This window comes from Microbulbifer flavimaris (assembly GCF_001641755.2).
Lineage (GTDB): Bacteria > Pseudomonadota > Gammaproteobacteria > Pseudomonadales > Cellvibrionaceae > Microbulbifer > Microbulbifer flavimaris.
Window position 1 is genome coordinate 927,101 of record NZ_LRFG02000001.1, and the last position, 23,382, is coordinate 950,482.

At 59.7% G+C, this 23,382-nt stretch carries 16 protein-coding genes; 3 read left to right on the plus strand and 13 right to left on the minus strand.

What is annotated here, in order from left to right:
• Window position 1: 1 nt before the first annotated feature.
• The 6 genes from msbA to AWR36_RS04160 form a co-directional block, all read right to left on the minus strand.
• Window positions 2-1,831, minus strand: coding sequence for a lipid A export permease/ATP-binding protein MsbA (msbA, locus tag AWR36_RS04135; protein WP_067081357.1), 1,830 nt, complete (start codon window positions 1,829-1,831; stop codon window positions 2-4).
• 135 nt (window positions 1,832-1,966) lie between these two features.
• Window positions 1,967-2,386, minus strand: coding sequence for an ExbD/TolR family protein (locus AWR36_RS04140; protein WP_067081360.1), 420 nt, complete (start codon window positions 2,384-2,386; stop codon window positions 1,967-1,969).
• A gap of 14 nt (window positions 2,387-2,400) precedes the next feature.
• Window positions 2,401-3,021 carry a MotA/TolQ/ExbB proton channel family protein gene (locus AWR36_RS04145; RefSeq protein ID WP_067081361.1) on the minus strand — a complete coding sequence of 207 codons (621 nt, stop codon included), beginning with the start codon at window positions 3,019-3,021 and terminating at the stop codon, window positions 2,401-2,403.
• Between the two features lie 245 nt (window positions 3,022-3,266).
• Window positions 3,267-4,100: a hypothetical protein gene (locus AWR36_RS16045; RefSeq protein WP_067081362.1), complete on the minus strand. Its 834-nt coding sequence runs from the start codon at window positions 4,098-4,100 to the stop codon at window positions 3,267-3,269.
• 25 nt (window positions 4,101-4,125) lie between these two features.
• Window positions 4,126-4,956, minus strand: a complete 831-nt coding sequence (locus AWR36_RS04155; protein ID WP_067081364.1) for a hypothetical protein — start codon at window positions 4,954-4,956, stop codon at window positions 4,126-4,128.
• A 182-nt stretch (window positions 4,957-5,138) separates the two neighbouring features.
• Complete coding sequence (locus AWR36_RS04160) at window positions 5,139-7,622, minus strand: DNA internalization-related competence protein ComEC/Rec2 (RefSeq protein WP_176491091.1); 2,484 nt, start codon at window positions 7,620-7,622, stop codon at window positions 5,139-5,141.
• Window positions 7,623-7,964: 342 nt separating this feature from the next.
• Here AWR36_RS04160 and AWR36_RS04165 point away from each other — a divergent pair, with 342 nt between their 5' ends.
• Together AWR36_RS04165 and AWR36_RS04170 are read left to right on the plus strand one after the other, a co-directional pair.
• Window positions 7,965-8,912: a porin gene (locus tag AWR36_RS04165; RefSeq protein WP_067081368.1), complete on the plus strand. Its 948-nt coding sequence runs from the start codon at window positions 7,965-7,967 to the stop codon at window positions 8,910-8,912.
• A gap of 241 nt (window positions 8,913-9,153) precedes the next feature.
• A complete protein-coding gene (locus AWR36_RS04170; RefSeq protein ID WP_067081370.1) occupies window positions 9,154-10,587 on the plus strand; it encodes an amidohydrolase family protein in 1,434 nt (477 codons plus the stop codon).
• 17 nt (window positions 10,588-10,604) lie between these two features.
• On the opposite strand, the gene AWR36_RS04175 is transcribed toward AWR36_RS04170, so the two are convergent.
• The 7 genes from AWR36_RS04175 to AWR36_RS16050 form a co-directional block, all read right to left on the minus strand.
• Entirely contained in the window at window positions 10,605-12,089 is a 1,485-nt protein-coding gene (locus tag AWR36_RS04175; RefSeq protein ID WP_067081372.1) for a bifunctional 2-methylcitrate dehydratase/aconitate hydratase, read from the minus strand.
• 237 nt (window positions 12,090-12,326) lie between these two features.
• Window positions 12,327-13,730, minus strand: a complete 1,404-nt coding sequence (gene dbpA / locus AWR36_RS04180; RefSeq protein WP_067081374.1) for an ATP-dependent RNA helicase DbpA — start codon at window positions 13,728-13,730, stop codon at window positions 12,327-12,329.
• Between the two features lie 146 nt (window positions 13,731-13,876).
• Window positions 13,877-15,073 carry a formate-dependent phosphoribosylglycinamide formyltransferase gene (gene purT, locus AWR36_RS04185; protein ID WP_067081376.1) on the minus strand — a complete coding sequence of 399 codons (1,197 nt, stop codon included), beginning with the start codon at window positions 15,071-15,073 and terminating at the stop codon, window positions 13,877-13,879.
• 49 nt (window positions 15,074-15,122) lie between these two features.
• The gene (locus AWR36_RS04190) at window positions 15,123-15,971 is read right to left on the minus strand and encodes a PA4780 family RIO1-like protein kinase (protein WP_067081378.1); all 849 of its coding nucleotides are present in this window, start codon (window positions 15,969-15,971) and stop codon (window positions 15,123-15,125) included.
• 77 nt (window positions 15,972-16,048) lie between these two features.
• The gene (locus AWR36_RS04195) at window positions 16,049-16,972 is read right to left on the minus strand and encodes a M14 family metallopeptidase (protein ID WP_067081380.1); all 924 of its coding nucleotides are present in this window, start codon (window positions 16,970-16,972) and stop codon (window positions 16,049-16,051) included.
• A gap of 46 nt (window positions 16,973-17,018) precedes the next feature.
• Window positions 17,019-19,442 carry a DNA polymerase II gene (locus tag AWR36_RS04200; RefSeq protein ID WP_067081382.1) on the minus strand — a complete coding sequence of 808 codons (2,424 nt, stop codon included), beginning with the start codon at window positions 19,440-19,442 and terminating at the stop codon, window positions 17,019-17,021.
• A 188-nt stretch (window positions 19,443-19,630) separates the two neighbouring features.
• Window positions 19,631-20,755, minus strand: a complete 1,125-nt coding sequence (locus AWR36_RS16050) for a hypothetical protein (protein ID WP_141398464.1) — start codon at window positions 20,753-20,755, stop codon at window positions 19,631-19,633.
• Between the two features lie 343 nt (window positions 20,756-21,098).
• On the opposite strand from AWR36_RS16050, the gene AWR36_RS04215 reads away from it, so the two are divergent.
• Window positions 21,099-23,168, plus strand: coding sequence for an alkyl/aryl-sulfatase (locus AWR36_RS04215; protein ID WP_067081389.1), 2,070 nt, complete (start codon window positions 21,099-21,101; stop codon window positions 23,166-23,168).
• The last annotated feature ends 214 nt before the right edge of the window (window positions 23,169-23,382 follow it).

Below are 23,382 nucleotides of genomic sequence, written 5' to 3' on the forward strand. Positions count from 1 at the left end.
CCTACCCCGCCGTCTGCTGCTGCAGCAATGTCGCGTAGCGACCGCCACTAGCCAGTAATGTTTGGTGGTTACCGCTCTCGATAATGCGGCCCTGCTCCATGACCAGGATGCGGTCCGCGCTCTCAATGGTACTGAGCCGGTGGGCGATCACAAAAGTGGTTCTGTTTTTCATCACCTCGGCGAGCGCCGCCTGGATATGCCGCTCGGACTCGTTATCCAGCGCGGATGTGGCCTCATCGAGGATCAGGATAGGGGCATCTTTCAGCAGCGCCCTGGCGATTGCAAGACGCTGGCGCTGACCGCCGGAAAGCATCTGCGCATTATCGCCGAGTACAGTATCCAGCCCGTTCGGCAATTCATCGACAAACTCAGCCGCATGTGCCAGCTCGACCGCCCGCTTGACCGCCTCGGGGCTCGCATCAGCCAGCTCGCCATAAGCGATGTTGCGGTAAACCGTATCGTTGAACAGCACAATACTCTGGGAAACCATGCTGATCTGCCGACGCACATCGGCCAGCGGCACCTCGGTAATATCCACGCCATCAATCAGTATTCGCCCCTGGGTCGGATCGTAAAAGCGCGCCAGCAAGCTGACCAGGGTGCTCTTCCCGGATCCGGAGGCACCTACAAGTGCCACCGTCTGTCCCGCTTCGACAGAAAAGTCGATATCACTCAACACTGGCGGCGAGGCGGGATCGTAGGTAAAACCCAGGTGCTCGAAGGTAACGGCACCGCGCACCGGCTCCGGCAGCGCGGCAGTGCCACCTGCCGGCTCCTTGGGCGCATCAAAGACCTCGAAAATACTTTCTGCAGCGGCGATGCCCCGCTGGATATCGGCGAAGACCTCGGAGAGACTGCGGACCGGCTTTGCCAGCGAGGCGGCGGCGCCAATATAGGCGGCGAAGACACCGGCGGTCATGGATTCGACCATGCCCGGCGCCAGGGCCAGCCAGACGATGGTTGCCGTGGACAGGCCCACGAGAATCTGGATCACCGAGACGCTGGTATTGTCCGCCACCACCAGCTTCATAAATTGCTGGCGGTTGTTGTCACTGGCTTCCGCGAAGCGCTTGTTCTCGTATTTCTGGCCACCGTACATGCGCACGACGTGGTAGCCATTGATCGCCTCCTGGGTCACATGGGTTACATCCCCCATGGTGTTCTGGATACGATGGCTGAGCTTGCGAAAGCGCTTGCCCACAGTGCGCACAATCAGCGCAATGATCGGCGCGAACAGGAAAAAGGTCAGCGTGAGCTTCCAGTTGACCAGCAGCAGGTAGGTGAGCAGCCCAAGGGTCGTAAACGACTCCCTGATCATGACTTTCACTGCCTTGGTGATGGAGTTGGTGACCTGCTCGACGTTGTAGGAGACCTTCGAGATCAGGTAGGCGCCGGTATAGCAATCGAAATAGGCGCTGGGAAGCTCACCGATCTTGATGAACAGCTGGGTGCGCAACTGGTGGATCACCGCGCGTGCCACATAGGCCAGGCCATAACTGCCAATAAAGTTGCCGCAGGCACGCAGAATAATGATGATCAGCATGGCCAGGGGAATCAGCCAGCGCGCCGTTTCCTGCGGCATGACACCGCCGGGGAAATACCCGGCGACGATCTTGGCCAGAAAGCCCCTGCTCTCCTGAATACCCGCTCCCACCGCATCGAGTAACAGCTCGGTAACCGCGATAAGGCTGACGCCCATGACAGAGAACAGCAGGAAGCCGAACACCGCCAGGGCAAAAATCGGCCAGTGCGGCAAGGCGTAGGAAAGCAGGCGGCGGTAGGTTTCCGCGCCGCGCTGGGGCTTGCGCGGCGGCGTTTTAACTCTGTCCATACAAACTCTTGGCCGGGCTCCCTGCGAACGACGTGCACTTACAGTGTAAGTGGCCGTGTCGCTCGACCGGGCCTACCGCGCAAATGCTACCGTCAAAGCGGTCACTGGCTACGCTACAGGCCCTCTCGCGAGGCGTTAGTTTTCTTCAGGCTGCCGCGTGGTGATACTGAGGTGGACAAACCCCAACTGGCCGGCGGCATCCATGGCGCGAACCACCGCCTGATGCTCTGCGGTGGCGTCAGCGGTAATAACAAGCGGGCGATTGTACTCGCCCGCGGAAACTTCTGACAGCGCCGATTTCAGGGTAGCCAGTTTTTTGTTGATCAGCGCGCGACCATCCACCGCGTAGGAGCCATCCGCGTTGATAAGCACCTCGACAGTGCGGGGCTGGGCCTCAGCCTGTGGACCCGACGCCTCCGGCAGATTGAGCTTCAGGTGACTTTCCTTGGTGAAAGTCGTAGAGACCATAAAAAAGATCAGCAGCAGGAACACCACATCGATCAGTGGCGTGAGATTAACCCCATCCTGCTCGCGCTTCTGGCGGCGAAACTGCATTGAATTTACCCCACTCAGGCCGCTTCGATGCGGCGGTCACTGTGCAGGGCATCCACCAGCTTCACCGCTTCCTGCTCCATGGTCACGACGATGTCGTCTACCTTGCGCTGGAAGTAGCGGTGCGCCATCAGCGCAGGAATAGCCACCGTCAGGCCGGCCGCGGTGGTGATCAGGGCCTGGCTGATGCCGCCGGCCAGTACACCCGCGTTACCGGTGCCTTGCAGCATGATGGCGGTAAATACCTGGATCATGCCGAGCACCGTGCCCAGCAGGCCAATCAGGGGAGCAACCGCAGCGATGGTGCCCAGGGCACCGAGGAAGCGCTCCAGCTCGTGGACGACCTGGCTGGCGGCCTCTTCGATGCTGTCCTTCATCACATCGCGGCCATGCCTGGAGTTGGACAGCCCCGCGGCAAAAATGCGGCCCAGGTGACTGGAATCGCGCAGGGACTTGAGTTTCTCGCCATTCATCTGGTTGTTTTTCAACCAACCCCAGACCTCGCCCAGCAGAGTCCGCGGAGCGATGCGACGGGAATTGAGTGTCCACAGACGCTCAATACAGATAGCGATAACCGCAACAGAACAGAGGAGAATGGGCAGCATCAGCCAGCCGCCGGATTTTATTATTTCGAGCACTTTATCAGACCCCAAAACTGCGAAAGGGAATAGCGGTCCAAGACTCTACCACAGGTGGTGCCGGCGGCTAAGTCCTTGTTTGGCCCACTCTTCTTCAGTGTGAAGCAGGCGACAAACTGAGACACAGAGAATTAGCCGCCTGCAGCCAAGACCTCGCAGAAGCACACATAAAAAAACCGCCGCCCGGTTTGGGCGGCGGTTTCATCTGCCGGGAACTGGCGGGACAAGCCCGACCAGCCAACTCCTTAGCGTCCGGGACGTTCCGGGCGCTCGGGCTTCTCGGGACGCTCAGGCTTTTCCGGGCGCTCGGGCTTGACCGGGCGCTCAGGACGATCCGGGCGATCCATCTTGGCGACACGATCCATTTTCTGCGCTTTTTCCGGGCGCTCACCCTTGGCCATTTTCTCAGCCTTGTCCGGGCGACCACCTTTGCCCATTTGCTCCGATTTATCCGGACGACCACCTTGGCTCATGCTATCGGTCTCAGTCGCCATCTCAGGGCGATTGGAGCGAATGCCGCTGATGACCTGACCCAGGTTGACACCCAGCTCCTGGGCAATCTGGCCCCAGCCCATGCCTTCCACCTGGCGCAGGTAGAGCACCTCGTTGACAGACTCTTCAGGAGTAATGCCGGTCTCATCCTCAAGGGCCTCAGCCGTGGAGGCCGCGGCCAGCTGCTCGGCGAGTGCCAGGGTAATGAACACGTTACCGTAGCCCATACCAGTGGACATTTCTTCGCCCTCGGCACCATCGGTCTCGGGGGCTTCGGTGTCCTGCGTGCCGCCATCTGCAACTGTGTCGCCATCGTCGGTGGAGGTTGCGCCGGTCTCAGTTTCATCAACCGGCTCAACATAGCTGATGCTACCGTCCCGCAGTCCCTCTACGGTCGACTCGGCATCCTCTCCCAGAAAATCTGCAAAGAAACCAGAGATCTTGCTTGAAGGCACATCGGAAACCGACTCTACCACTTCGGTATCTGTGTCTGTGTCGGTTTCAGTCTGTGCCCAGGCATTAATGCCACCGGCCAGCAGGCCAGCCATCACGGCAGACAGGACACGCGCTTTAAAGGGAATTCTCATCACGATTCTCCTGATTGTTTATTTATCAATTTCCTGGACGATAGCTGAGCTGGAAGCCGAAGCCCTGATCTGGGCTGCCATCTGCTAGCCCCATATAGGCGTAGGCCATCGCGCTCCACTGATTGTTGAGCTTATGGTTGAAATAACCGAACAGTTCGGTAGAAGGATCACTGGTATCGGTGGTTGCCTGCTGATAATCGAGAGACAGGCCAACGCTGTTGTTCTCAGTCAGGGTGTAGCCACTGCCAACTGAGGTGTACCAGACGTCCTTGATTTCGCTTTCCGGCAAATCACCCTTGAATTTCCGCGCGACGGTGGCAAAGGGTGTGAAGTTGCCTGCAACGGTGAAGACTTCAGCCTGCAGCGTGTAGTCCGCCTCACCAGTGCCCAGCCCCTTCTCTTCATCTGCGGTGGGGACCTTGTATTTTGCCGACAGGTCAAAGAACCAGCGCTCCGCCACCGGCTCCAGGCTATAAGTGCCGGTCAGCCAGAAATCGCCCAATCCAGATTCTGAGTAGATCTCGGTCTCTTCAGGCTGCGTCTGGCCGCCACCGGGACCAAACGGCCCTCCGCCGCCATTGCCTCGGCCAACCACGACGCCACCGTCACCACCGGGCACTACGCCACCGGGGCCCTCGATCTGGACGAACGGCATGGATGCCTTGAAAGTCCACTTGTCGGAGGGCGAATAACTGGCGGTAAACGGGGTGCTGACAATCTCGGTCTCATCGCTGTCACCGTAATCACCACTGCTGATATCGGTGCCCAGTGTGTACTTCCACTCGGATGCGAGCGCACCGGAGCTGGCGCAGAGTCCGGCCGCCACGATCGCGCTATAGAGTGCAGTTTTTCTCATATTTAGATATCCGGTACTTCTTATCTCATCGGGATTGCAGGGAACTTAGCACAGCGCCTGCAGGACGATGGGACACACATCGCATCTCCGAGTTCCGGCGACGTACCAATTCGCACATATTTTGACCGACCTCACAAAAGTACAGTGACTTCATGGCAAAGCCACGGGAGGCATCAAGAGGGCTAGTGCCGCACCCAGAAGGGCCCCTGCTCCCGGGCGGTCTGCACAACCGGTGTTGGCGAGGCGGATTGCCACAGGAAAGAGACCGCACCGCTCTCGGCAGTGGAGAAAATGCGTGTGCCGTGCCGTTGATAACGGGCGACGACTTCCGGATGAGGGTGACCGAAATGGTGACGGTAGCCGGCACTGAACACCACCGTCCCGGGCCGGCTCCAGCGCAGAAGCGCCTCAGAGGAGGAGCTGCGGGAACCGTGGTGCGGTGCCACCAGCAAGTCCACCGGTGCAAACTCTGGATAACGGCGGGCGAGCTGTCGCTCCACGGCGCTGGAGATATCCCCGACCAGCAGGATCCTGCGCTCACCCCATTCGATCAGGGCAACACAGCTGTGGTCATTCTCCTCTCCACTGAGATCCAAGCGGACGGGCCACAAGCCGCTGACATGCATGGCATCCAGGCGGTACGTCTGGCCCGCGACACAGCGCGATGAAGATGTCTCTGGAAATTGTTCGATCGCCCTCCGGACAAGCTGACCCGGCGCCACCAGTTTGCGCGCCGGCAGCAACTCCGCCAGACCTGCAAAGCCCCCGGCATGATCGCTGTCACCGTGGCTCAGCACCAGCAGGTCCACCACCCGCTCGCCCTCGCCCAGCAGGAATGGCGCTACTATCTGGCCTCCGGCACTCCACCCTCCGTCACGACCTGGGCCCGCGTCATAAACCAGGGTGCTGCCATTCGCCCGCAAAACCACGGCAAGCCCCTGCCCCACGTCGAGGACCGTAGCCTGCAAACCCTGATCCTTGGGTACTGTTGGCGCCCAGGACGGGAGCAGGCCGGCACCGATGACCGCCGGGACCACCCACCCGAGCGCCCTGCCGGGAGTCCCCGCCGGCAGCATCAACCACAGAATGCCGAGGCCAAACAGGGCCAGCAGCCAGCCGGTAGCCGGCAAGCCGGCATTGAGCCACGCAGCAGTGGCATCGACGGATCCCGTCAGTATCTCCATCAGCGCCCCCAACTGGGCATCGGCCAAGCCGAGCAGCCACTGCGCAGGCGCTGTGCCGACAAACAGGGTGCCGACCAGCAGCAACGGCATGATGGCGGCCGCCATCCAGGGGATCGCCAGCAGATTAAAGATGAATCCACCGACGCTGAATCCATGGAAAAAAGCAACCGACGGCAGCAACAGCACGAGTCCAATCAGCCACTGGCTGCGGACCAGATCGCGAACACGCTGCAGCCCGGCGGAAACGAGTCCCGGCAAGCGGACACCTGTAGTCTCAGCCCGCAGGCGATGGCGTCCGCGAAAGCCGACCAGCAGTGCAGCCACTGCGAGAAACGAGAGCCAGAAGCCGGGGCCATGGAATGCGAGAGGTTGCAGGGTGAGAACGATCGCCAGTGCCAGCCCCAACGCGAAGGCACTGTGGAACCTGCGGCGCCAGTACCAGGCCAGAAAGAACACCGACAGCATCACCAGCGCCCGCTGGGCCGAAAGCGGCGCACCCGCCAACAGCACATAGAGGCCCGCCGCCATTAGTGACAGTCCCGGCACCAGGCCGCGCGGGCTGCGACCACAACAGAGGCCAGCCAGGCGTGCCAACAGGGCGGCCAGCAAGGCCACACCCCCCGCTACCATCCCCACATGCAGGCCGGAAATGGCGATCAGATGGGCGGTGCCCGAGTCCCGCAGGCCCCGGCGATCATCGCGGGAGAGCGCGCTCCGGTCCCCCAGCACCAGGGCCAGAATGAGGTCGGTTCGCGGCAGCCCGGACGCCAGTATCCGGTTGCGAAACCATTGCCGGGCGGTAATCACGCCCGCACTGTGCCCGAGGATCCGCGGCTCAGCATCCCGGGGGCGGACATAACCGGTGGCGTAGACACCGCGCCGCAGCAACCAGCCCTCGTAGTCGAACCCGTGGGGGTTCACGCTGCCGCGGGGGCGCTTCAGGCGCACCGGCATTGACCAGAGCGTGCCGCCCTGAAGTTGATCGACGATCTCCGCGCCCGCTCGATACCAGGTGAGGTCGAGCCGCTTGCCGCGCAAATTCACTTGCGGTGCCGTCTCCAGCACCTCTGCACTGAAGCGGATGTCCTTCCCGGCAGCCTCTCCAAAGCGACTCTGCGACGGCCGCATCGTGGGTAGAGAGACCACTCTGAGCGGCAACACCATATCCGCACCGTGGGCTTCCTCCGGCAACCGGTTTTCCAGGGCCAGCGTGTTCTGCCAACTCGCCCAGCTCCCGCCGATAACACCCGCCAGGACCACTGGCAATGCCAATCTGCGCCAGGGTGAAACGGCTGTGAACAGCAGTGCAATCAGCCCCGCTGCGGCAACCACCCAGGGATGGGGAACTGCTGGCAGGCTGCCACAAACCAGGATGCCGGCGACATAAGCGGCAAGAGCGCCCAATCCAGGTCGGTAGCCCGCGACTATGCACCGCAGCCTTGCTGCTACTCGCCTCTCCCCCGCCTCTCTCATTGCTGCCATTGCTGCTTCCATGCGCAATCTCTCGTGGCTCGTCGCCTGTCCCCTTCAGGCAGATGCCGGTTGCCTCGCTCCCCGACTGCACCCGGCTGTTCGATGTCTTTTTGCCAGATTCGGTTTAAGGACGCAAAACAGTACCGATGTGCAGCTGCCAGGCACCAGACAGCGTGGAATCGCTCGGCATGTTCATTTTTTGCACTGGCGGGTCACAAAAACTTAAAAAAAATGTCTTCTTTAACCTTTTTGTCACATTCGATGCGCAGAATCCGCACCAACTCGAGGGATGGCAGACATTCGGACAACAAGCCGGCCCTCAACCACAACCATAAACTGTGCGAGACGACCATGAAAAAGACTGCTATTTCCCTGGCGATTGCCGCCGTGGTTCCGGCCCTGGCAACTGCGCAAGACGAATCCAAAGCCATGGAGCTCTACGGCAAGGCCAACGTGGCTTTCCAGTCCGCTGACGAAGGCGAAGGCGACATCACCGATATCAAGAGCAATGCTTCCCGCCTCGGCGTCAAGGGCGAGCTGCCGCTGGACAGCGGCATCAAGGCCATCTACAAGATGGAATACCAGGTAGATGTGGACGGTGACGCAGAAGAGACCTTCTCCCAGCGCAATATCTACGCTGGTCTGGAAGGCGGCTTCGGCCAGGTAATCGGTGGTAAGTTCGACACCCCGCTGAAGGTCGCCCAGAAGAAAGTTGACCTGTTCAACGACCTGGAAGGCGATATCAAGAGCCTGATCACCAAGAGTGATAACCGCGAATCCAACAACCTGCAATACACCACACCGTCCTTCGGCGGTTTCAAGGTATCCACTGCCTACATCAGCAACCGTGATGAAGTGATTGGCGTTGACGAGTTCGAGAACGAGATCACCCGTGACAACGGCACCTCCGTCTCCTTCGCCTACGACAACAACGGTGTTTACGTTGCCTACGCCTACGACATGGATGTAGAAGCCAACGGTTGGGACACTTCCCGCTTTGTAACCCAGTACAACATCGGCCCGGTTCAGGTCGGCGCCCTGTACGAAGAGCAGGAAAAAGAAGACGGCAGCACCCAGGACGGCTGGATGACTTCTGCGGCGTACAAGATCAACGCCTGGACCATGAAGGCCCAGTACGGCCAGTCCGACATCGTGCAGGAAGATGGCGAAACCTACAGCCTGGGCCTGGATTACAAACTGTCCAGCGCAGCCAAGGTCTTCGGTTTCTTCACCGACGAGACTGCCGCTGACGATTACGATCGCAGCTACTTCGGTATCGGTACCGAGCTGAAGTTCTGATACCAATCAGACTGACAGATCGACCTCTCAGAACCCCGGCCACAGTGCCGGGGTTGTTTATTTAAGCTCGAGCACACAATCCGCGACTCTTCGCGACGATCCCCTCCTGAAATTACCTGTCCCTCCTCCCCCTGCGGCCACTCATACAGCAACGTAATGGTCTGTAATCGAATAGCCGAATATTTTCTGACAAGATGAGCGGGCAGTAGGAAATGCAATCAAAGAATCAGGGAGATTCTCTATGCGAATCGCACTCGGACTGTTCGCAGTACTCTTCAGCGGCATCGCCACAGCCGCTCCTACCAGCCTCGTTAACGCCACGGTATATGACGGCACCGGTCAGTCCGTCATCAAGAACGGCGTGATCACTGTGGATCAAGGCAAAATCCGCTGTATTGGGCCTGACTGCAAGATCCCAGAAGATGCAGAAGTGATCGATATCGAGGGCAAGTACATCACCCCGGGCCTGGTCGATGCCCACGTGCACTATGCGGCGACCGGCTCTTTCAATACCCGCAGTCAGGATTCAGAACGGTACGACCTGGAACAGATACAGCGCGACCTGAAAGAAAATCACTGGCGCTGGGACCGGGCCTACCTGTGCTCGGGGGTGACCGCTGTGTTGGACCCCGGTAGCTTCTCATGGACACTGGACCTGCAGCAGCCGTCGGAAACCAGCACCGATCGGCCGCATTTTGTCGGTGCTGGCCCCCTGATTACCCATACCCGCTCAGAGGCCTCACGATTTGTACTGGAGCACCAGAAGGCGCTCGGCACGAGCGAGTTCCTGCCGATGGACTCAGACAAGGCCGCCCTGGCTGCGGTAGACAAGCTCGCAGCCATGGGAGCCAGGGCCGTAAAGATCTGGTTTATCAAGCCCGAGCCGGGCTATGTAGATACGCTTTACCAGCGTATGCAGCTGGTGGGCAAGCGCGTGGCTGAACATAACCTGCCCTTGCTGGTCCATGCGCAGTATCTCGAGGGCGCCAAGGCCGCTATCCGCGCCGGAGCCTCTGTGCTGGTCCACAGCGTCGGTCATGCCGACGTTGATGAGGAATTCCTGCAACTGGCCAGGGACAACGACGTGATTTACCAACCCACCATGGGGTGGGCCAGAGGTGGTGCCGCTGAGGGCCAGGCCCGGCTCTTTTTCGGCGAGCCGCCGGTATTCGACGATCCCAACAACTGCATTGACGATACTACCCGGCAACTGGTGCGGCAGGAGTTCGAGCAACTGCATCCCCTGGAAAAAGAAAAACATTCATTCAAGGACACCATCGGCTGGCTTATCCACATTGGGGAAGACCTGGAAGTACATGCTGACAACCTGAAAAAAGTGCATGAGTACGGAATCAAGGTAGCGACAGCAACCGACGCCGGTAACCCGCTGGTATTCCACGGCCCGTCAATCTATGCAGAGATGGAATCCATGGAAGCCGCCGGCATCCCGCCGGAAGATGTCATCGTCATGTCGACCCGCAACGGGGCCATCGCCATGGGTGAACTCGACCGGTTTGGCACCCTTGAGGCTGGCAAAAATGCAGACCTGGTCATTTTGAACGAGGATCCGGGTGAATCCACCAAAGCGTTCCGCAGCATTACCCATGTAATGCGTCTCGGCAAGCTGCACAATGTGTCAGAGCTGGCAGGTGCCAAAGAAGCCCCTGACGCGTGAGCGTGAATTCCTGATACTCAAATGACAAACCGGTCCATGAATTCATGGACCGGTGATTCCACCAAAAGCCTGGGGTCAGCAAACAGTGCATGAATCTCCTCGCACCGCTGGTGTGAGAAGCGCGAGGCCAGGCTTTTCCGGAATTTTTCCTCCAGCATTGGAATGCCCTCCTTTCTGCGACGGCAGTGCCCCACCGGGTATTCCACCGCTACCTGATCAGTAGCACTGCCATCCCGAAAGAATATCTGCACGGCGTTGGCAATCGAGCGTTTTTCCGGATCCAGATAATCAGCCGAATATTGGCGATCTTCGACGACCTCCATCCTCTCGCGCAACTGATCGATCTCGGGGTGCGCCGCGTGAAAGTTGTCCTCGTAGTGCTCAGCACGCAGGCTGCCAAAAATCAGCGGCACAGCAATCATATATTGCAGGCAATGGTCGCGGTCAGCCGGGTTCGCCAGCGGCCCCTCTTTGGAAATGATGCGGATGGCGGATTCATGCGTGGCAATCACGATCCGATCAATTTCCTCGAGACGGTCCCTGACCATTGGGTGCAGGATCACGGCCGCCTCGCAGGCGGTCTGGGCATGGAACTCTGCCGGGTAGGAGATTTTGAACAGGATATTTTCCATCACGTAGCTGCCATAAGGCTGGGGGAAGCTGAAGCTGCGTTCAGAGGCAGGTTTGATTCGCTGATCGCGATTCGTCTTGCTGAATGACACATCGTAGAAGCCCCACTCTTTCGCCGTCAGCACGCCCGGAATCCCCATCTCCCCTCGCATGGCGATATCAGCCAGCTGCACGCCTCTCGCAGACGCATCACCCGCGGCCCACGACTTGCGTGAGCCCGTGTTAGGGGCGTGACGATAGGTACGCAGAGGCTGCCCGTCGACCCAGGCATGTGACAGCGCGGAGAGCAGCTGCTCGCGGTTGGCGCCCAGCAACATCGCCGCCACGGCGGTGGATGCCACCTTCACCAGCACCACATGATCAAGCCCCACCCGGTTGAAGCTGTTTTCCAGCGCCAGTACGCCCTGGATTTCGTGCGCCTTGATCATGGCCTCCAGCACGACCCGCATGGGTAACCCGGCCTGCCCCCTGGCCAGGCGCCGCTGGGACAGATAATCGCTGACCGACAGAATCGCGCCCAGGTTGTCGGATGGGTGCCCCCACTCCGCTGCGAGCCAGGTATCGTTGTAGTCCAGCCAGCGCACCAGGCAGCCGATATCCCACGCCGCCTTGATCGGTTCCAGCCGCAAAGAAGTGCCCGGAATCCGGACACCGCAGGGCACGATCATGTCAGGTACCATCGGGGCCAGATGCTTGGTGCACTCGGGGAAACCCAGCGCCAGCATGGCGCAGCCGAGCGAGTCCATCAGGCAATAGCGGGCGGTGTCCCAGGCCTCCTCGGAATCGATCTGGTAATTGAGGGTGTAGTCGGCGATGTCCTGAATGACCTGGTCATAGTCTGGGCGGATATTGCCGTCGACCTCGCTGCTCATAGCTATCCCTGCCTGTCGCTTGAATAGGCGTCATTTCATTAAGGAGCGGAATGACGCGCTGGAATGAAGTGAGGATAGATAAAAAGGAAGCCGCAAGAGGGCACTGTCTGGGATTACCGCGTCTCGACTAACAGCTAATTGTAAGCGGCCGCACAGATGCTTCTGGCCACACTGTCCTCAAACCGACCAGAGACAAAGGCATTTCCATTTGGATGCTCTGGCAGCCCTGGCAGTAACTCAGACGCCCACGATACGGGCGCGGAATTTGCGGCCTTTCAGCTTACCGCTGGCGAGCTTATTCAGGGCCTTTTTGGCGACCACGCGCTCTACCGCCACGAAGGTGGAGAAGTCGAACACCTGAATCTTGCCGATCTGGGCGCCATCGATACCGCCCTCACCGGTCAGGGCGCCCACCACATCACCGGCGCGCACTTTCTGTTTCTTGCCACCGTCGATCTGCAGGGTCGACATCACCGGTCGGGAGGGCGCGAACCCCCTGGGCAGCTCCGGCACTTCCTGCAGGCTGATCTTCTGCTGCATCAGCTCTTCCAGCCGCTCCAGCTTGTAGATCTCTTTCTTGCTCACCAGTGACAGGGCCACGCCCTTCTGCCCTGCCCGACCGGTGCGGCCAACCCGGTGCACGTGGACCTCGGGATCGCGGGCGAGGTGGTAGTTCACCACCACCGGCAGCTCTTCAATATCCAGACCGCGCGCGGCAACATCGGTGGCAACCAGGATGGAGGCACTGCCATTGGCAAACAGCGCCAGGGTCCGGTCGCGATCTTTCTGTTCCATATCGCCATGGAGGGCGAGCGCGGCAAAGCCGGCGCGCTTCAGCGTTTGCGCCGCTTCGTCGGTTTCCCTCTTGGTGTTGCAGAACACCAGTGCAGAGGAAACATCGTAATTGGCCAGCAACTGGTACAGCGCTGCCGGGCGCGCCTCGTTGTTCTCCACCCGGTAGTAATTCTGCTCAATGGTGCTCTGGGTGTGCCCCGCAGCCACCTCCACCTTCACCGGATTGCGCAGCACCCGGTTTGCCAGCGCATCGATGGTGTTGGGGTAAGTGGCTGAAAAGAGCAGGGTCTGCCGTTGTTTTGGCAGCTCCGACAGAATCTGGTCCAGCACCGCCTGGAAGCCCATATCGAGCATGCGGTCTGCTTCGTCCAGCACCAGCGTTTCCACATTGCTGAGGTCGAGATTGCCCTTGCGCAGGTGGTCTTCAATACGGCCGGGCGTGCCCACCACGATATGAGCCCCGTGCTTGAGCGAGCCGATTTGCGGCCCGAACGGCATACCACCACACAGGGTAAGGATCTTGATATTGTGAATGGCCCGCGCCAGCTTGCGCAGCTCCCGCGCAACCTGATCCGCCAGCTCCCTTGTGGGGCACAGCACCAGTGCCTGCACCCGGAACTGCTCGACGCGCAGCTTGTGCAGCAGGCCGAGACCAAACGCCACGGTCTTGCCGGATCCGGTCTTGGCCTGGCCGATCACATCCCTGCCCTCCACTATCGCCGGCAGCGCAGCGGCCTGGATCTCCGTCAGGCGCTCATAGCCAAGGTCCTCCAGGTTCTTGAGGAGAGCCTGCTGCAGCGGCAGGGACTGGAAATCGCGGGGGTGGTCGGTATCAGGGGTCGTCAAAACAATGACTCGCGTGGGGAAATGGCCGCGTATTGTAGGTAAGCAGCGACCAATTTCCTATTGGAAACGCCTCGAAGCAAATCAGCGTGAAGGCAGGACGGCCGCCCGGGATGAGCCTTGAGTTCGACCGGCGGTCCAGACGACCGCTAAAGCTTTACCTCGATATCGGCAATCACCGCATTGGCGGTGTTACGTGCTGTCTCGATATCGTCGGCCCGCGCCAGGGCCACCCCTAACCGGCGCTTGCCGGCCACTTCCGGTTTGCCGAACAGGCGCAGCTGGGTATCGGGCCGGGAGAGTGCGGCAGCGAGGTTGCCGAACTGCATCTCCGTGGAATTGCCCTCCACCAGCAGCACCGACGAGGCCGAGGCGCGGTGGAGCTGGATATTGGGAATGGGCAAGCCGAGAATCGCGCGGGCGTGCAACGCAAACTCGGACAGGTCCTGCGAGATCAGGGTCACCAGACCGGTGTCGTGTGGCCGCGGTGAGACTTCACTGAAAATCACCTCATCACCTTTGACAAACAGCTCCACGCCAAACAGGCCGCGACCGCCGAGATTGTCGGTTACCGCTTTGGCAACCTCCTGCGCACGATTCAGCGCCGCTGCCGACATGGCCTGCGGCTGCCACGACTCCTGATAATCTCCATCCGCCTGGCGGTGACCAATGGGCGCACAGAAACTGGTGACAATATTGCCGCTGTCGTCATTGTGGCGGATGGTCAGTAGCGTGATCTCGTAATCGAAGTCGACAAAACCCTCGACGATCACCTTGCCTTTACCGGCACGACCGCCCTCCTGAGCATAGGCCCAGGCTTGCTCGACCTGTGAGGCATCGCGAACCAGACTCTGGCCCTTGCCCGACGAGCTCATGATCGGTTTGACCAGGCAGGGAATGCCGATCTCATCGATCGCGGCTTTGAATTCAGCCTCGCTGGCGGCAAAACGGTAGCTGGAGGTGGGCAACCCCAGGGTTTCCGCGGCAAGGCGACGGATGCCCTCCCGGTTCATGGTCAACTGGGTCGCCCTCGCGGTGGGGACTATGTTTACCCCCTCCTGTTCCAGCTCGGCCAGGGTATCGGTGGCGATGGCTTCGATTTCCGGCACCACCAGGTGGGGCTTTTCCTGTTCTATCACCCCGCGCAGGGCATCGCCATCGAGCATATTGATCACGTGGCTACGATCTGCCACCTGCATTGCCGGAGCGTTGGCATAGCGGTCTACCGCAATGACTTCACAGCCGAGACGCTGAAGCTCGATCACAACTTCCTTGCCCAACTCACCGGCACCACAGAGCAGCACGCGGGTGGCGGTAGAAGAAAACGGAGTGCCCTGGGTAGCCATAGAATTCCTGCCTTATTGTGAAAGTTGCGCGGGGTAGATGATCAACGGCCTATGATTCTTCCCAGGCCGGTGCCAGGCGCTCTGCCTGCTCTTCAAGTACGTCATCGATGACGTCCATCAGATCCCCGACGTCGACGCTGGTCGTGTCATGCTCGAAACGTCCGGTCAGGCGGCTGTCCGGTTGCAGGTCACCCGCTTCATAAAGCGCCCAGATTTCCTTGCCATAATCGGTGCTCAATAGTTCCGGGGCAAAGCGGCCGAAATAGGCGCGCATATTGTTGACATCGCGCTCCAGCATCATAGCGGCATTGTTGTTGCCGGCGGCATCCACCGCCTGGGGCAAATCGATGATGACCGGGCCGTCGGGGTCCAGCAGCACGTTGAACTCGGAAAGGTCGCCATGGACCAGTCCAGCACACAGCATCCGCACAACGTCGGCAATCACCTGGCCGTGGTAATCGCGGGCCTGCTCCGCGGTAAGCGTGACGTCATCCAGCCGCGGCGCGGCATAGCCCTCTTCGTTGGATACCAGTTCCATCAATAGCACCCCGTCGACGAAACCGAATGGCTGGGGGACGCGCACTCCGGCCGACGCCAGCCGATACAGGGCATCAACCTCGGCACTCAGCCAGGCCTGCTCCTGCTCTTTCTGGCCATAGCGGGTCTTCTTCAACATCGCCCGGGCGCGGCGGCTGTTGCGCATCTTGCGGCCTTCCTGGTACTGCACCGCCTGCTTGAAGCTGCGCTGACGGGCCTCCTTGAAGACCTTGGCGCAACGCAGCTCGTCGCCACAGCGCACCACATACACCTGTGCTTCCTTGCCACTCATCAACTGGACGATGACCTCGTCGATCATGCCGTCATCGACCAGCGGTTGTAATCTCTTGGGTACTTTCATGGTTCTGTTCTGATCTTGGCGGAGGCGGTCCGCCGGCCGGGCCGTGCTAATCCCTGACACCGCAACTGTCAGCCATGTTACTGGTGGGCCAGCGCATAGTCGATTGCCGCGCACACCGCAACTGCCTGAGCGGTATTGCATTGCTCCGGCGTCGCGCGGGGGCTGTCGGGGTAGACCTCGGTGGTGGTCTTGTATGGCGCATCGGTGACGCTGGCGCACAGGCCCAGCTGCTTGAGCGGGTACTGGATAACGCCACGTGCGACGGCCGGTGAGCCAATAAGATTGCCGTCGGCATCCGCCGGCGCGATATGGGTGACCTTCTCTACCGCCGCGATCACCGCCTGCTGAAATTCCGGTTGCGGGTTCTCGCTGTCGTCGACCAGATAGAAGCCATCGGGAATGCCGCCGGGCGTGAACGGTTTGCCGTCGCGGGCGGCCAGTGCGGGACGGAACTCGGTTTCGTCGGTATCGGTGGTTTCGTGCAGGTCAATATGCATCAGCGCGCGATCGCGGATCGGCGCCACCAGGCGCATCAGCGCGGCCGACTCCTGGGCGGGGCTGTTTTCATAGAACGAGCGGTTGGGGTCGATGGCGTTCGGGTTCCAGCGGTGGATACGCTCGTAGCCCCAGGGGCTGATGCAGGGCGCGACCAGGAGATTAACGCGGCCGGCGTACTCGGCGGCATGTTGATCGACGAATTTCAGCGCACCGTGTACGCCGCTGGTTTCATAGCCGTGGACCCCTCCTGTCACCAGCACCACCGGCAGATCGTCATTCCAGTCGCGGCTGCGGATCGCCAGCAGCGGAAAACTCTGGTCGCCGTATTCCAGGCGACCATACTCTTCCACGTCGAAGCGCGAGCGCAAATGCTCGATCTTGCTCACCACCTCAGATTCGTAGCTGCGCTGCCGGGTCTGTTGCGACAACCATTCGGCGCGTTCCGCGTCGCCCCAGGGCGTGCCGGGGGTACCGATTGGATAGAATGGATTGACCGAGCTCATATCGCGTGTTCTCCGGTGATGAACGAGAGGGGTATAGCGAGGTATTCTACACGCCGAACAGGCCCAGCTGGCCATCCACCAGGCTGTCAAAATCCAGGTCTATGAAGGGCAATATGGCATCGGCCACAGGCTTGAGCTGCTTGTCGATATAGTGCTGATAATCCATCGGTGACTGGCGGTAATCCACCGGCTCCGGGCCATTGAGGGTGATCACGTAACGGATCCAGCCCTTGTTCTGGTAGCGCGGTGGCAGCCCCTGCTGGCGGCGGTGTTCATCGGCCAGTCGCGCGGCGCGCACCTGGGGCGGGACGTTTTTGACGTATTGATCCAGCTTGCGCCTGAGCCGCTTGCGATACACCAGCTGCTCGTCCATCTCCCCTGCCCGGGTTTTGTCCACCGTCTCGCGGATATAGTCGGACGGATCTTCACCGTGAAACACCATGGCGTAGAGCTGGGTCTGGAACTGCTTGGCCAGGGCGGTCCAGTCGCTGCGCACCGTTTCCAGGCCCTTGAATACCAGCTTCTCCTCATCCCCGTTCACTACCAGGCCCGCATAGCGTTTCTTGGAGCCGGCCTCCGAGCCGCGAATGGTGGGCATCAAAAAGCGCTGGTAGTGGGTTTCGAATTCCAGCTCCAGTTCGCACTCCAACGCCAGCTCGTCTTTGAGCTTGTTCTGCCAGCGCGTGTTGATTTCGCTGGCCAGACTCTTGCCGATCGCGTCGGCCTCCTCCGGGCTGGGTTGGCCGCTCAGCCAGACAAAGGTGGAATCGGTATCGCCGTAGATGACCTGGTGACCAAGTTCCTCAATCCAGCTGGCGGTCTGCTGCATGATCTCGTGACCGCGCAGGGTGATGGAGCTGGCGAGGCGCGTGTCGTAAAAACGGCAGCCCCCACTTCCCAGTACCCCGTAGAAGGAATTCATGATGATCTTGATGGCCTGGGAGCGGGCGGCATCCCGCTCCTGCTTGGCGATGTCGCGCTGGGCCCAGAGATTGGTAATGATGTCCGGCAGGAAATGCTTGTCACGGGAAAAGCGCGCACCGCGAAAACCGGGGATGCTGTTGTCATCCGCCCGGCCGTCTTCCGATCCCTTTACCTCCTCTTCAGCCTTACCCTCGCCCGACTCCTCACTCGCTTCCTTACTTGCTCCTTCCGCCAACCCTTCAACCAACCCCATAGGATCGATCTTGAAGGTTCGGATAATGCTGGGATACAGGCTCTTGAAATCCAGCACCAGCACGTTGTCGTACAGGCCCGGCCGCGAGTCCATCACATAGCCGCCCGGGCTGGCCAGGCCGCCGTCGGCCGGCAGGTTGGGCGCCACATAGCGGCTGCGGTGTAGTCTGGGCAGGTAGAGGTTGGTAAAGGCCGCCACCGAGCCACCGCTGCGGTCCAGCTCCAGGCCCGTGAGCTGGGCCCGCAGGCGCAGGTAATCCAGCAGGCGGGTGTGCTGGAATATATCCCAGACCAGGCGGCAGTCTTCCAGGTTGTAGGCGGCCAGCTTGGGTTTGTTATGGCGAAAGTCGTGTTCAATCGCCGCCAGGCGGTTGTCGACGTCTTCGGTGTCCTTGCCCCTGCCCAGCAGGGTCCGGGACACAAACTCCAGACTGAAACTTTCGAAGTTGTAGGTGGCGCTCTTCAGCCCGTCGATGCCGTCCAGCACCACCCTGCCCGGCAACGTTACAAAGCCCTGGTTGCCTTCCCGACCATCCCGCCAGCGCGCCTCTGTACCACCGCGCCCCAGTTTCAGGCGCAGGCCATGGCGGCCGGCCCTTTTCAGCAGCAGCCGAAAATCAAAGTCCACCACCGTCCAGCCGATAATGATGTCCGGGTCCAGGGATTGGATCCTGGCCTCCAGGGCCTTGAGCAGCGCCCGCTCGTCATCCAACCACTGGATGGTGGTGTCAGCACTTTCAGGCTGGCCCACCATCAGCACCTCTTCCACGCCATGCCCGTAGAGACCGACGGAATACAGCTCACCCTGGCCGGAGCACTCCACGTCCAGGGAAACCACCTTGAAATCCGGCTGCACCTCGGCGCCCTTGAGGCGCACCTGCCGATATTCCGTATAGCCGTCTCTGGCCCGGGCCACGCCTTCAAAGTAGAGGCCACCCCGGGCAAAGCGCTCCATCAGGTAACGGTCGTGAAGACGGAAATCCGCTTCAAACACCTCGAGGCCACGAGTTTGCAACAGGGCCTGGGCCCGGCGGTGGGCGTCGATGGTGGGAAAATACAGCATGGCCGCTTCCTCGCGGCCAAAGGTATGAAAGCCCAGCTGCTGCCAATCGTGGGGCACGCCAGCCAGCGCCTCGGCCACCTGGGGGCGATCCGCCACCTTGACCATAAAAACCGGGCGCTCGCCTTCAATGACCAGCTTGACCGGGCCCTCGGGCGTGGCCAGCCAGTAGTGGATGCAGGTGCTGCCGCGCTGGTCAAAGCTGTGGCGGGTGAGGAGGAATCCTTGGGGCAAGAGACTGTTCTTGGTTGAGGCTTGGGTTGGAGATGAGCACCATTCTACTGGATAGATACACAGGCGTCAGCAATCACCAGAACTGGATGAGCAGGGTCTGGAAGACCACCCAAGAAAGGAGGTAGAGGGAAAAGCGCCCCACTCCAATCAACGCTATAACGTTGATCTACCCCCATTTTTAGACAGGCTCAATCGATCTTACGGCGTGCTTCATTGGACCGGCGGTTAAGCGGCTCACGCACCCGGCGTACCTGATCACGCTTATCCTTTTTCTTTTTGGACTTCTTTTCCTTTTTCTTTGGCTGCCTGTTCTTTAGCTGCTCGCGCTCTTGGCGCGGAGCCGGCTTCGCGGCGGTATTGCGCCGATCATTTGGCGCTTTACGCTGGCGCTGGGGCTGGCCTCGCTGGGTTTGTGGCTTGGGCCTGTCGCGTACCGTGCGGCGATCGTGCGCCGGACGCTCTGATACAGGAATAACTCGTGGGCCGCGACTGCCGGTGGGCGTGTCGGCGAGTTTAACTGTGCGCTCGTCCCGACGAGGGTTCCGGTGGTCATTACGGCGCTCATTGCGGCCATCCCCGCCCCGGTTATCCATCTGAGGCGCCCGCCGCTTTTGCTCGGCTATGCCCGCAAACCCATGATTACCGCCTAGGCCACGATCTTGGTCCTTGTCACGACGATCCCGAACCTTCTCACGACGATCCTGAATTATCTCGCGACGATCCCGGGCCTTCTCACGACGGTCCAGAACCATCTCGCGACGATCTCGGACCTTCTCACGTTGATCCTGGCCCCTCTCACGACGTTCCCAGCCCTTCTCGCGATGTTCCCGGCCCTTCCCACGACGATCATCTCGATGCGCGTTACCGTCATGCCAGTCCCGCCGGTTGTAACCGTCGTTATGTCCGTGCCGGCGCGGCGGTCTGTAGTCGTGTCCTCCGGCATAGCGATGGCCGTGACGGCGCAAGCGCGTATGCCAGCGATCATTGAAGTTTGCCGAGATATAGAAATTGGGGGCCGGATACCAACGACCACCCCAGTGACTGGCACTGATCCAGTGGTCCTGATACCAACGATAGTAACGCCCCTGTCGATAGAAAACGTCGCTGCGGTCGTAGAATACGTAAACGCCGAGCATATCGTCGTAGTAGCGATAGCCGGGATCGGTGATCACTGAATAGGAGTAAACCGGAGGAGCCTTCCGGACATAAGTGCTCCCGCCGACCACCGACGGGGCTGATGGATACGTGACGCAGCCACCGAGCGTCAATGTGATGGTGAGAACGGCGAGTAATCGGTATGGGACCTGGCGCATGGTGCGTTTTCCTTGGATTCACACCTGCTTTTTAACCCGGCGCAACTGAATCGACCCTGAATCTACTCGCAAAAGAACAGAAAACAACCAATAGCGAGAACTTAACTACTACAGCTAATGGGTGCCATGACGTTGATCTGACGCCATTTATTTGACCCCATTTATGTTGATTGGAGGGCGGGCACGATTACAGCTAACAGTCCATCGTAAGGACTGCGCTGCAATATGGCTTATCAAAAAACACATATGGAAAAATCCTTGGCCCCAGAATACAAAGGACGATGTCTATACTCGAGTCACAATTAAGCCCCCAACGTACCGCAAGCTACCGGAAGAGCCGCTCATGCCCATTTCACGCAATGTCCGATGCCCGCTTCTCATCCTGTGCTTTGTTTCCGGCCTCTTAGCGAATTCTCAGCTATACGCCGCAGATGACAACCCCAAACACTTCGACCCACTGGGCAAGCCGCCGTCAAAACACACCCTGAAGGTCATTGCCGAAGACAGCGCCAACCTGCCTTTCGACGACAAGCGCGACTTTGACGAAGCCAATAAAGGGTTTATCGCCAAGCCGGACACCTGGAAGGTAACTGGCGCGGAAGGCAACGTCGTATGGGATCTAGACCGTTACGACTTCTTACGCGGTGACAAGGATTTCCCGAGCATCCATCCATCACTGCAGCGGGTGTCCCGATTGAATATGAAGGTGGGTCTGTTCGAGGTCATTCCCGGTTTCTATCAGGTGCGCGGTTTTGACCTGGCCAATATTACCTTTGTGCGCGGCAAAACTGGCTGGATAGTATTGGACCCGTTAACGGCACCGGAGGTGGCGGCGGCCGCAAAGGCACTGGTGGATGCGGAGCTTGGGGAGCGTCCAATTGTGGCGGTGGTGTATTCCCACTCCCACGTTGACCACTGGGGCGGTGTGCGCGGTATCGTCGATGAGAAGGACGTGGAAGCGGGCAAGGTCAAGATCATTGCTCCACGTGACTTTATGGAACACGCGGTGTCAGAAAATGTATTCGCCGGCAACGCCATGAACCGCCGCGTACAGTACCAGTACGGCACCCAACTACCCGCCAGCCCCTATGGCCATGCGGGCCAGGGCTTGAATATGAACGTCGCCAATGGCGCGACCGGCCTGATCCAACCTACCACGATCATCGAAGACGACTTTGAAACGTTGACAGTGGACGGGGTGGAAATGGAGTTCATGAACACGCCGGGCGGCGAAGCGCCCTCACAGGCGCATATCTGGTTCCCCAAGGACAAAGTCTACTGGACCGGCGAAGACGTCACCGGTGTTTTCCACAATGTGTACACCCTGCGCGGCGCACTGGTGCGCGACCCGCATGTGTGGTCGCAGCATATCAACCGCGCACTCTATCGATACGGGCGCAATGCCGATGTGATGATCGCCTCTCACCACTGGCCACGCTGGGGCAATGAGCGCGTACAGGAAGTGCTGCGCGGCCAGCGCGACCTCTACGCCAACATGAACAACTACTCGCTGTTCCACGCCAACCAGGGCGTTACCATCAACCAGATTCACAATGTGTTCGAAACCCCCGAGGGTATTGCCAAGCAGTGGTACAACCGCGGCTATCACGGTTCACCGGAGCACAACAGTCGTGCAGTGATTAATCGCTACTTGGGTTACTGGGATGGTAACCCCGCCACATTGATTCCACTGTCGCCCGCAGACTCCGCTCCACTCTATGTGAAGATGATGGGCGGCTCCGACAAAATTCTGCGCGAGGGGCAAAAGCTGCACGATGCGGGCGACTACTTCCTTGCACAGGAAATTCTCGACAAACTGGTACAGGCAGAACCCGACAATCGCGATGCGCGACTGCTACTGGCCGATGTGTGGGAGCAGATTGGTTACCAGCAGGAAAACCCAGGCCTGCGCAACAGTTTTCTGCAAGGTGCTTATGAACTGCGTAACGGTTTACCCAAGAGTGCTCCCCCCAACACCAGCAGCCCAGACGTTATTCGCGCGATGACCACTGGGCAGTTCCTGGACTTTCTCGGCGTGCGTCTTGACCCCGGCAAGGTAGAAGATCTCGGCTTCCGCATGACCCTCATAACACCGGACAACGATGAAAAGTATGCGATTGAGTTATCCGACGGCACGCTAACCAATATCGAAGGTTTCGAAGTTGATGACCCAGACCTGACCTTGCGCATCAATCGCTCCGACCTCGAGCAAGTCATGATGGGCAAGAAGACGCTGAAAGCGGCAATTGAAGATGGCACAGCCAAGGCAGATGGCAATGTGCAAGTGCTGTATCAGCTCGGCCAGGCACTGGTCACATTCACCCCGAACTTCCCCATGATTCCCAGTGCGGAAAGCGTACCGAGCAGTGAGCAAAATCCCTACGAGGCAGTGATCGAATTACCACCGGAGTAGCTTTTGTACACTCAGCCAGATACGGCCACACCCAAATAGCGATGCGCTAACACCTAAAGTGGCTGTAGCAAATACTGAAATGCTCAGAGCTCGATGGTCAAAGAGAGTTGACCACAACAAGCGCCTCTGTAAATTAAATCGTCTGCAATGTCTTATAGGCACAAAAAAGCGAGCCTCAATTGAGGCTCGCTTTTTCGGTTCCCGAAGTCGGCTT

Bases quoted from the DNA above. Each gene is read 5' to 3' on its own strand.
- msbA (WP_067081357.1), bottom strand. From the start codon at position 1,831: ATGGACAGAGTTAAAACGCCGCCGCGCAAGCCCCAGCGCGGCGCGGAA.
- AWR36_RS04140 (WP_067081360.1), bottom strand. From the start codon at position 2,386: ATGCAGTTTCGCCGCCAGAAGCGCGAGCAGGATGGGGTTAATCTCACG.
- AWR36_RS16045 (WP_067081362.1), bottom strand. From the start codon at position 4,100: ATGAGAATTCCCTTTAAAGCGCGTGTCCTGTCTGCCGTGATGGCTGGC.
- AWR36_RS04155 (WP_067081364.1), bottom strand. From the start codon at position 4,956: ATGAGAAAAACTGCACTCTATAGCGCGATCGTGGCGGCCGGACTCTGC.
- AWR36_RS04160 (WP_176491091.1), bottom strand. From the start codon at position 7,622: ATGGCAGCAATGAGAGAGGCGGGGGAGAGGCGAGTAGCAGCAAGGCTG.
- AWR36_RS04165 (WP_067081368.1), top strand. From the start codon at position 7,965: ATGAAAAAGACTGCTATTTCCCTGGCGATTGCCGCCGTGGTTCCGGCC.
- AWR36_RS04170 (WP_067081370.1), top strand. From the start codon at position 9,154: ATGCGAATCGCACTCGGACTGTTCGCAGTACTCTTCAGCGGCATCGCC.
- AWR36_RS04175 (WP_067081372.1), bottom strand. From the start codon at position 12,089: ATGAGCAGCGAGGTCGACGGCAATATCCGCCCAGACTATGACCAGGTC.
- purT (WP_067081376.1), bottom strand. From the start codon at position 15,073: ATGGCTACCCAGGGCACTCCGTTTTCTTCTACCGCCACCCGCGTGCTG.
- AWR36_RS04190 (WP_067081378.1), bottom strand. From the start codon at position 15,971: ATGAAAGTACCCAAGAGATTACAACCGCTGGTCGATGACGGCATGATC.
- AWR36_RS04195 (WP_067081380.1), bottom strand. From the start codon at position 16,972: ATGAGCTCGGTCAATCCATTCTATCCAATCGGTACCCCCGGCACGCCC.
- AWR36_RS16050 (WP_141398464.1), bottom strand. From the start codon at position 20,755: ATGCGCCAGGTCCCATACCGATTACTCGCCGTTCTCACCATCACATTG.
- AWR36_RS04215 (WP_067081389.1), top strand. From the start codon at position 21,099: ATGCCCATTTCACGCAATGTCCGATGCCCGCTTCTCATCCTGTGCTTT.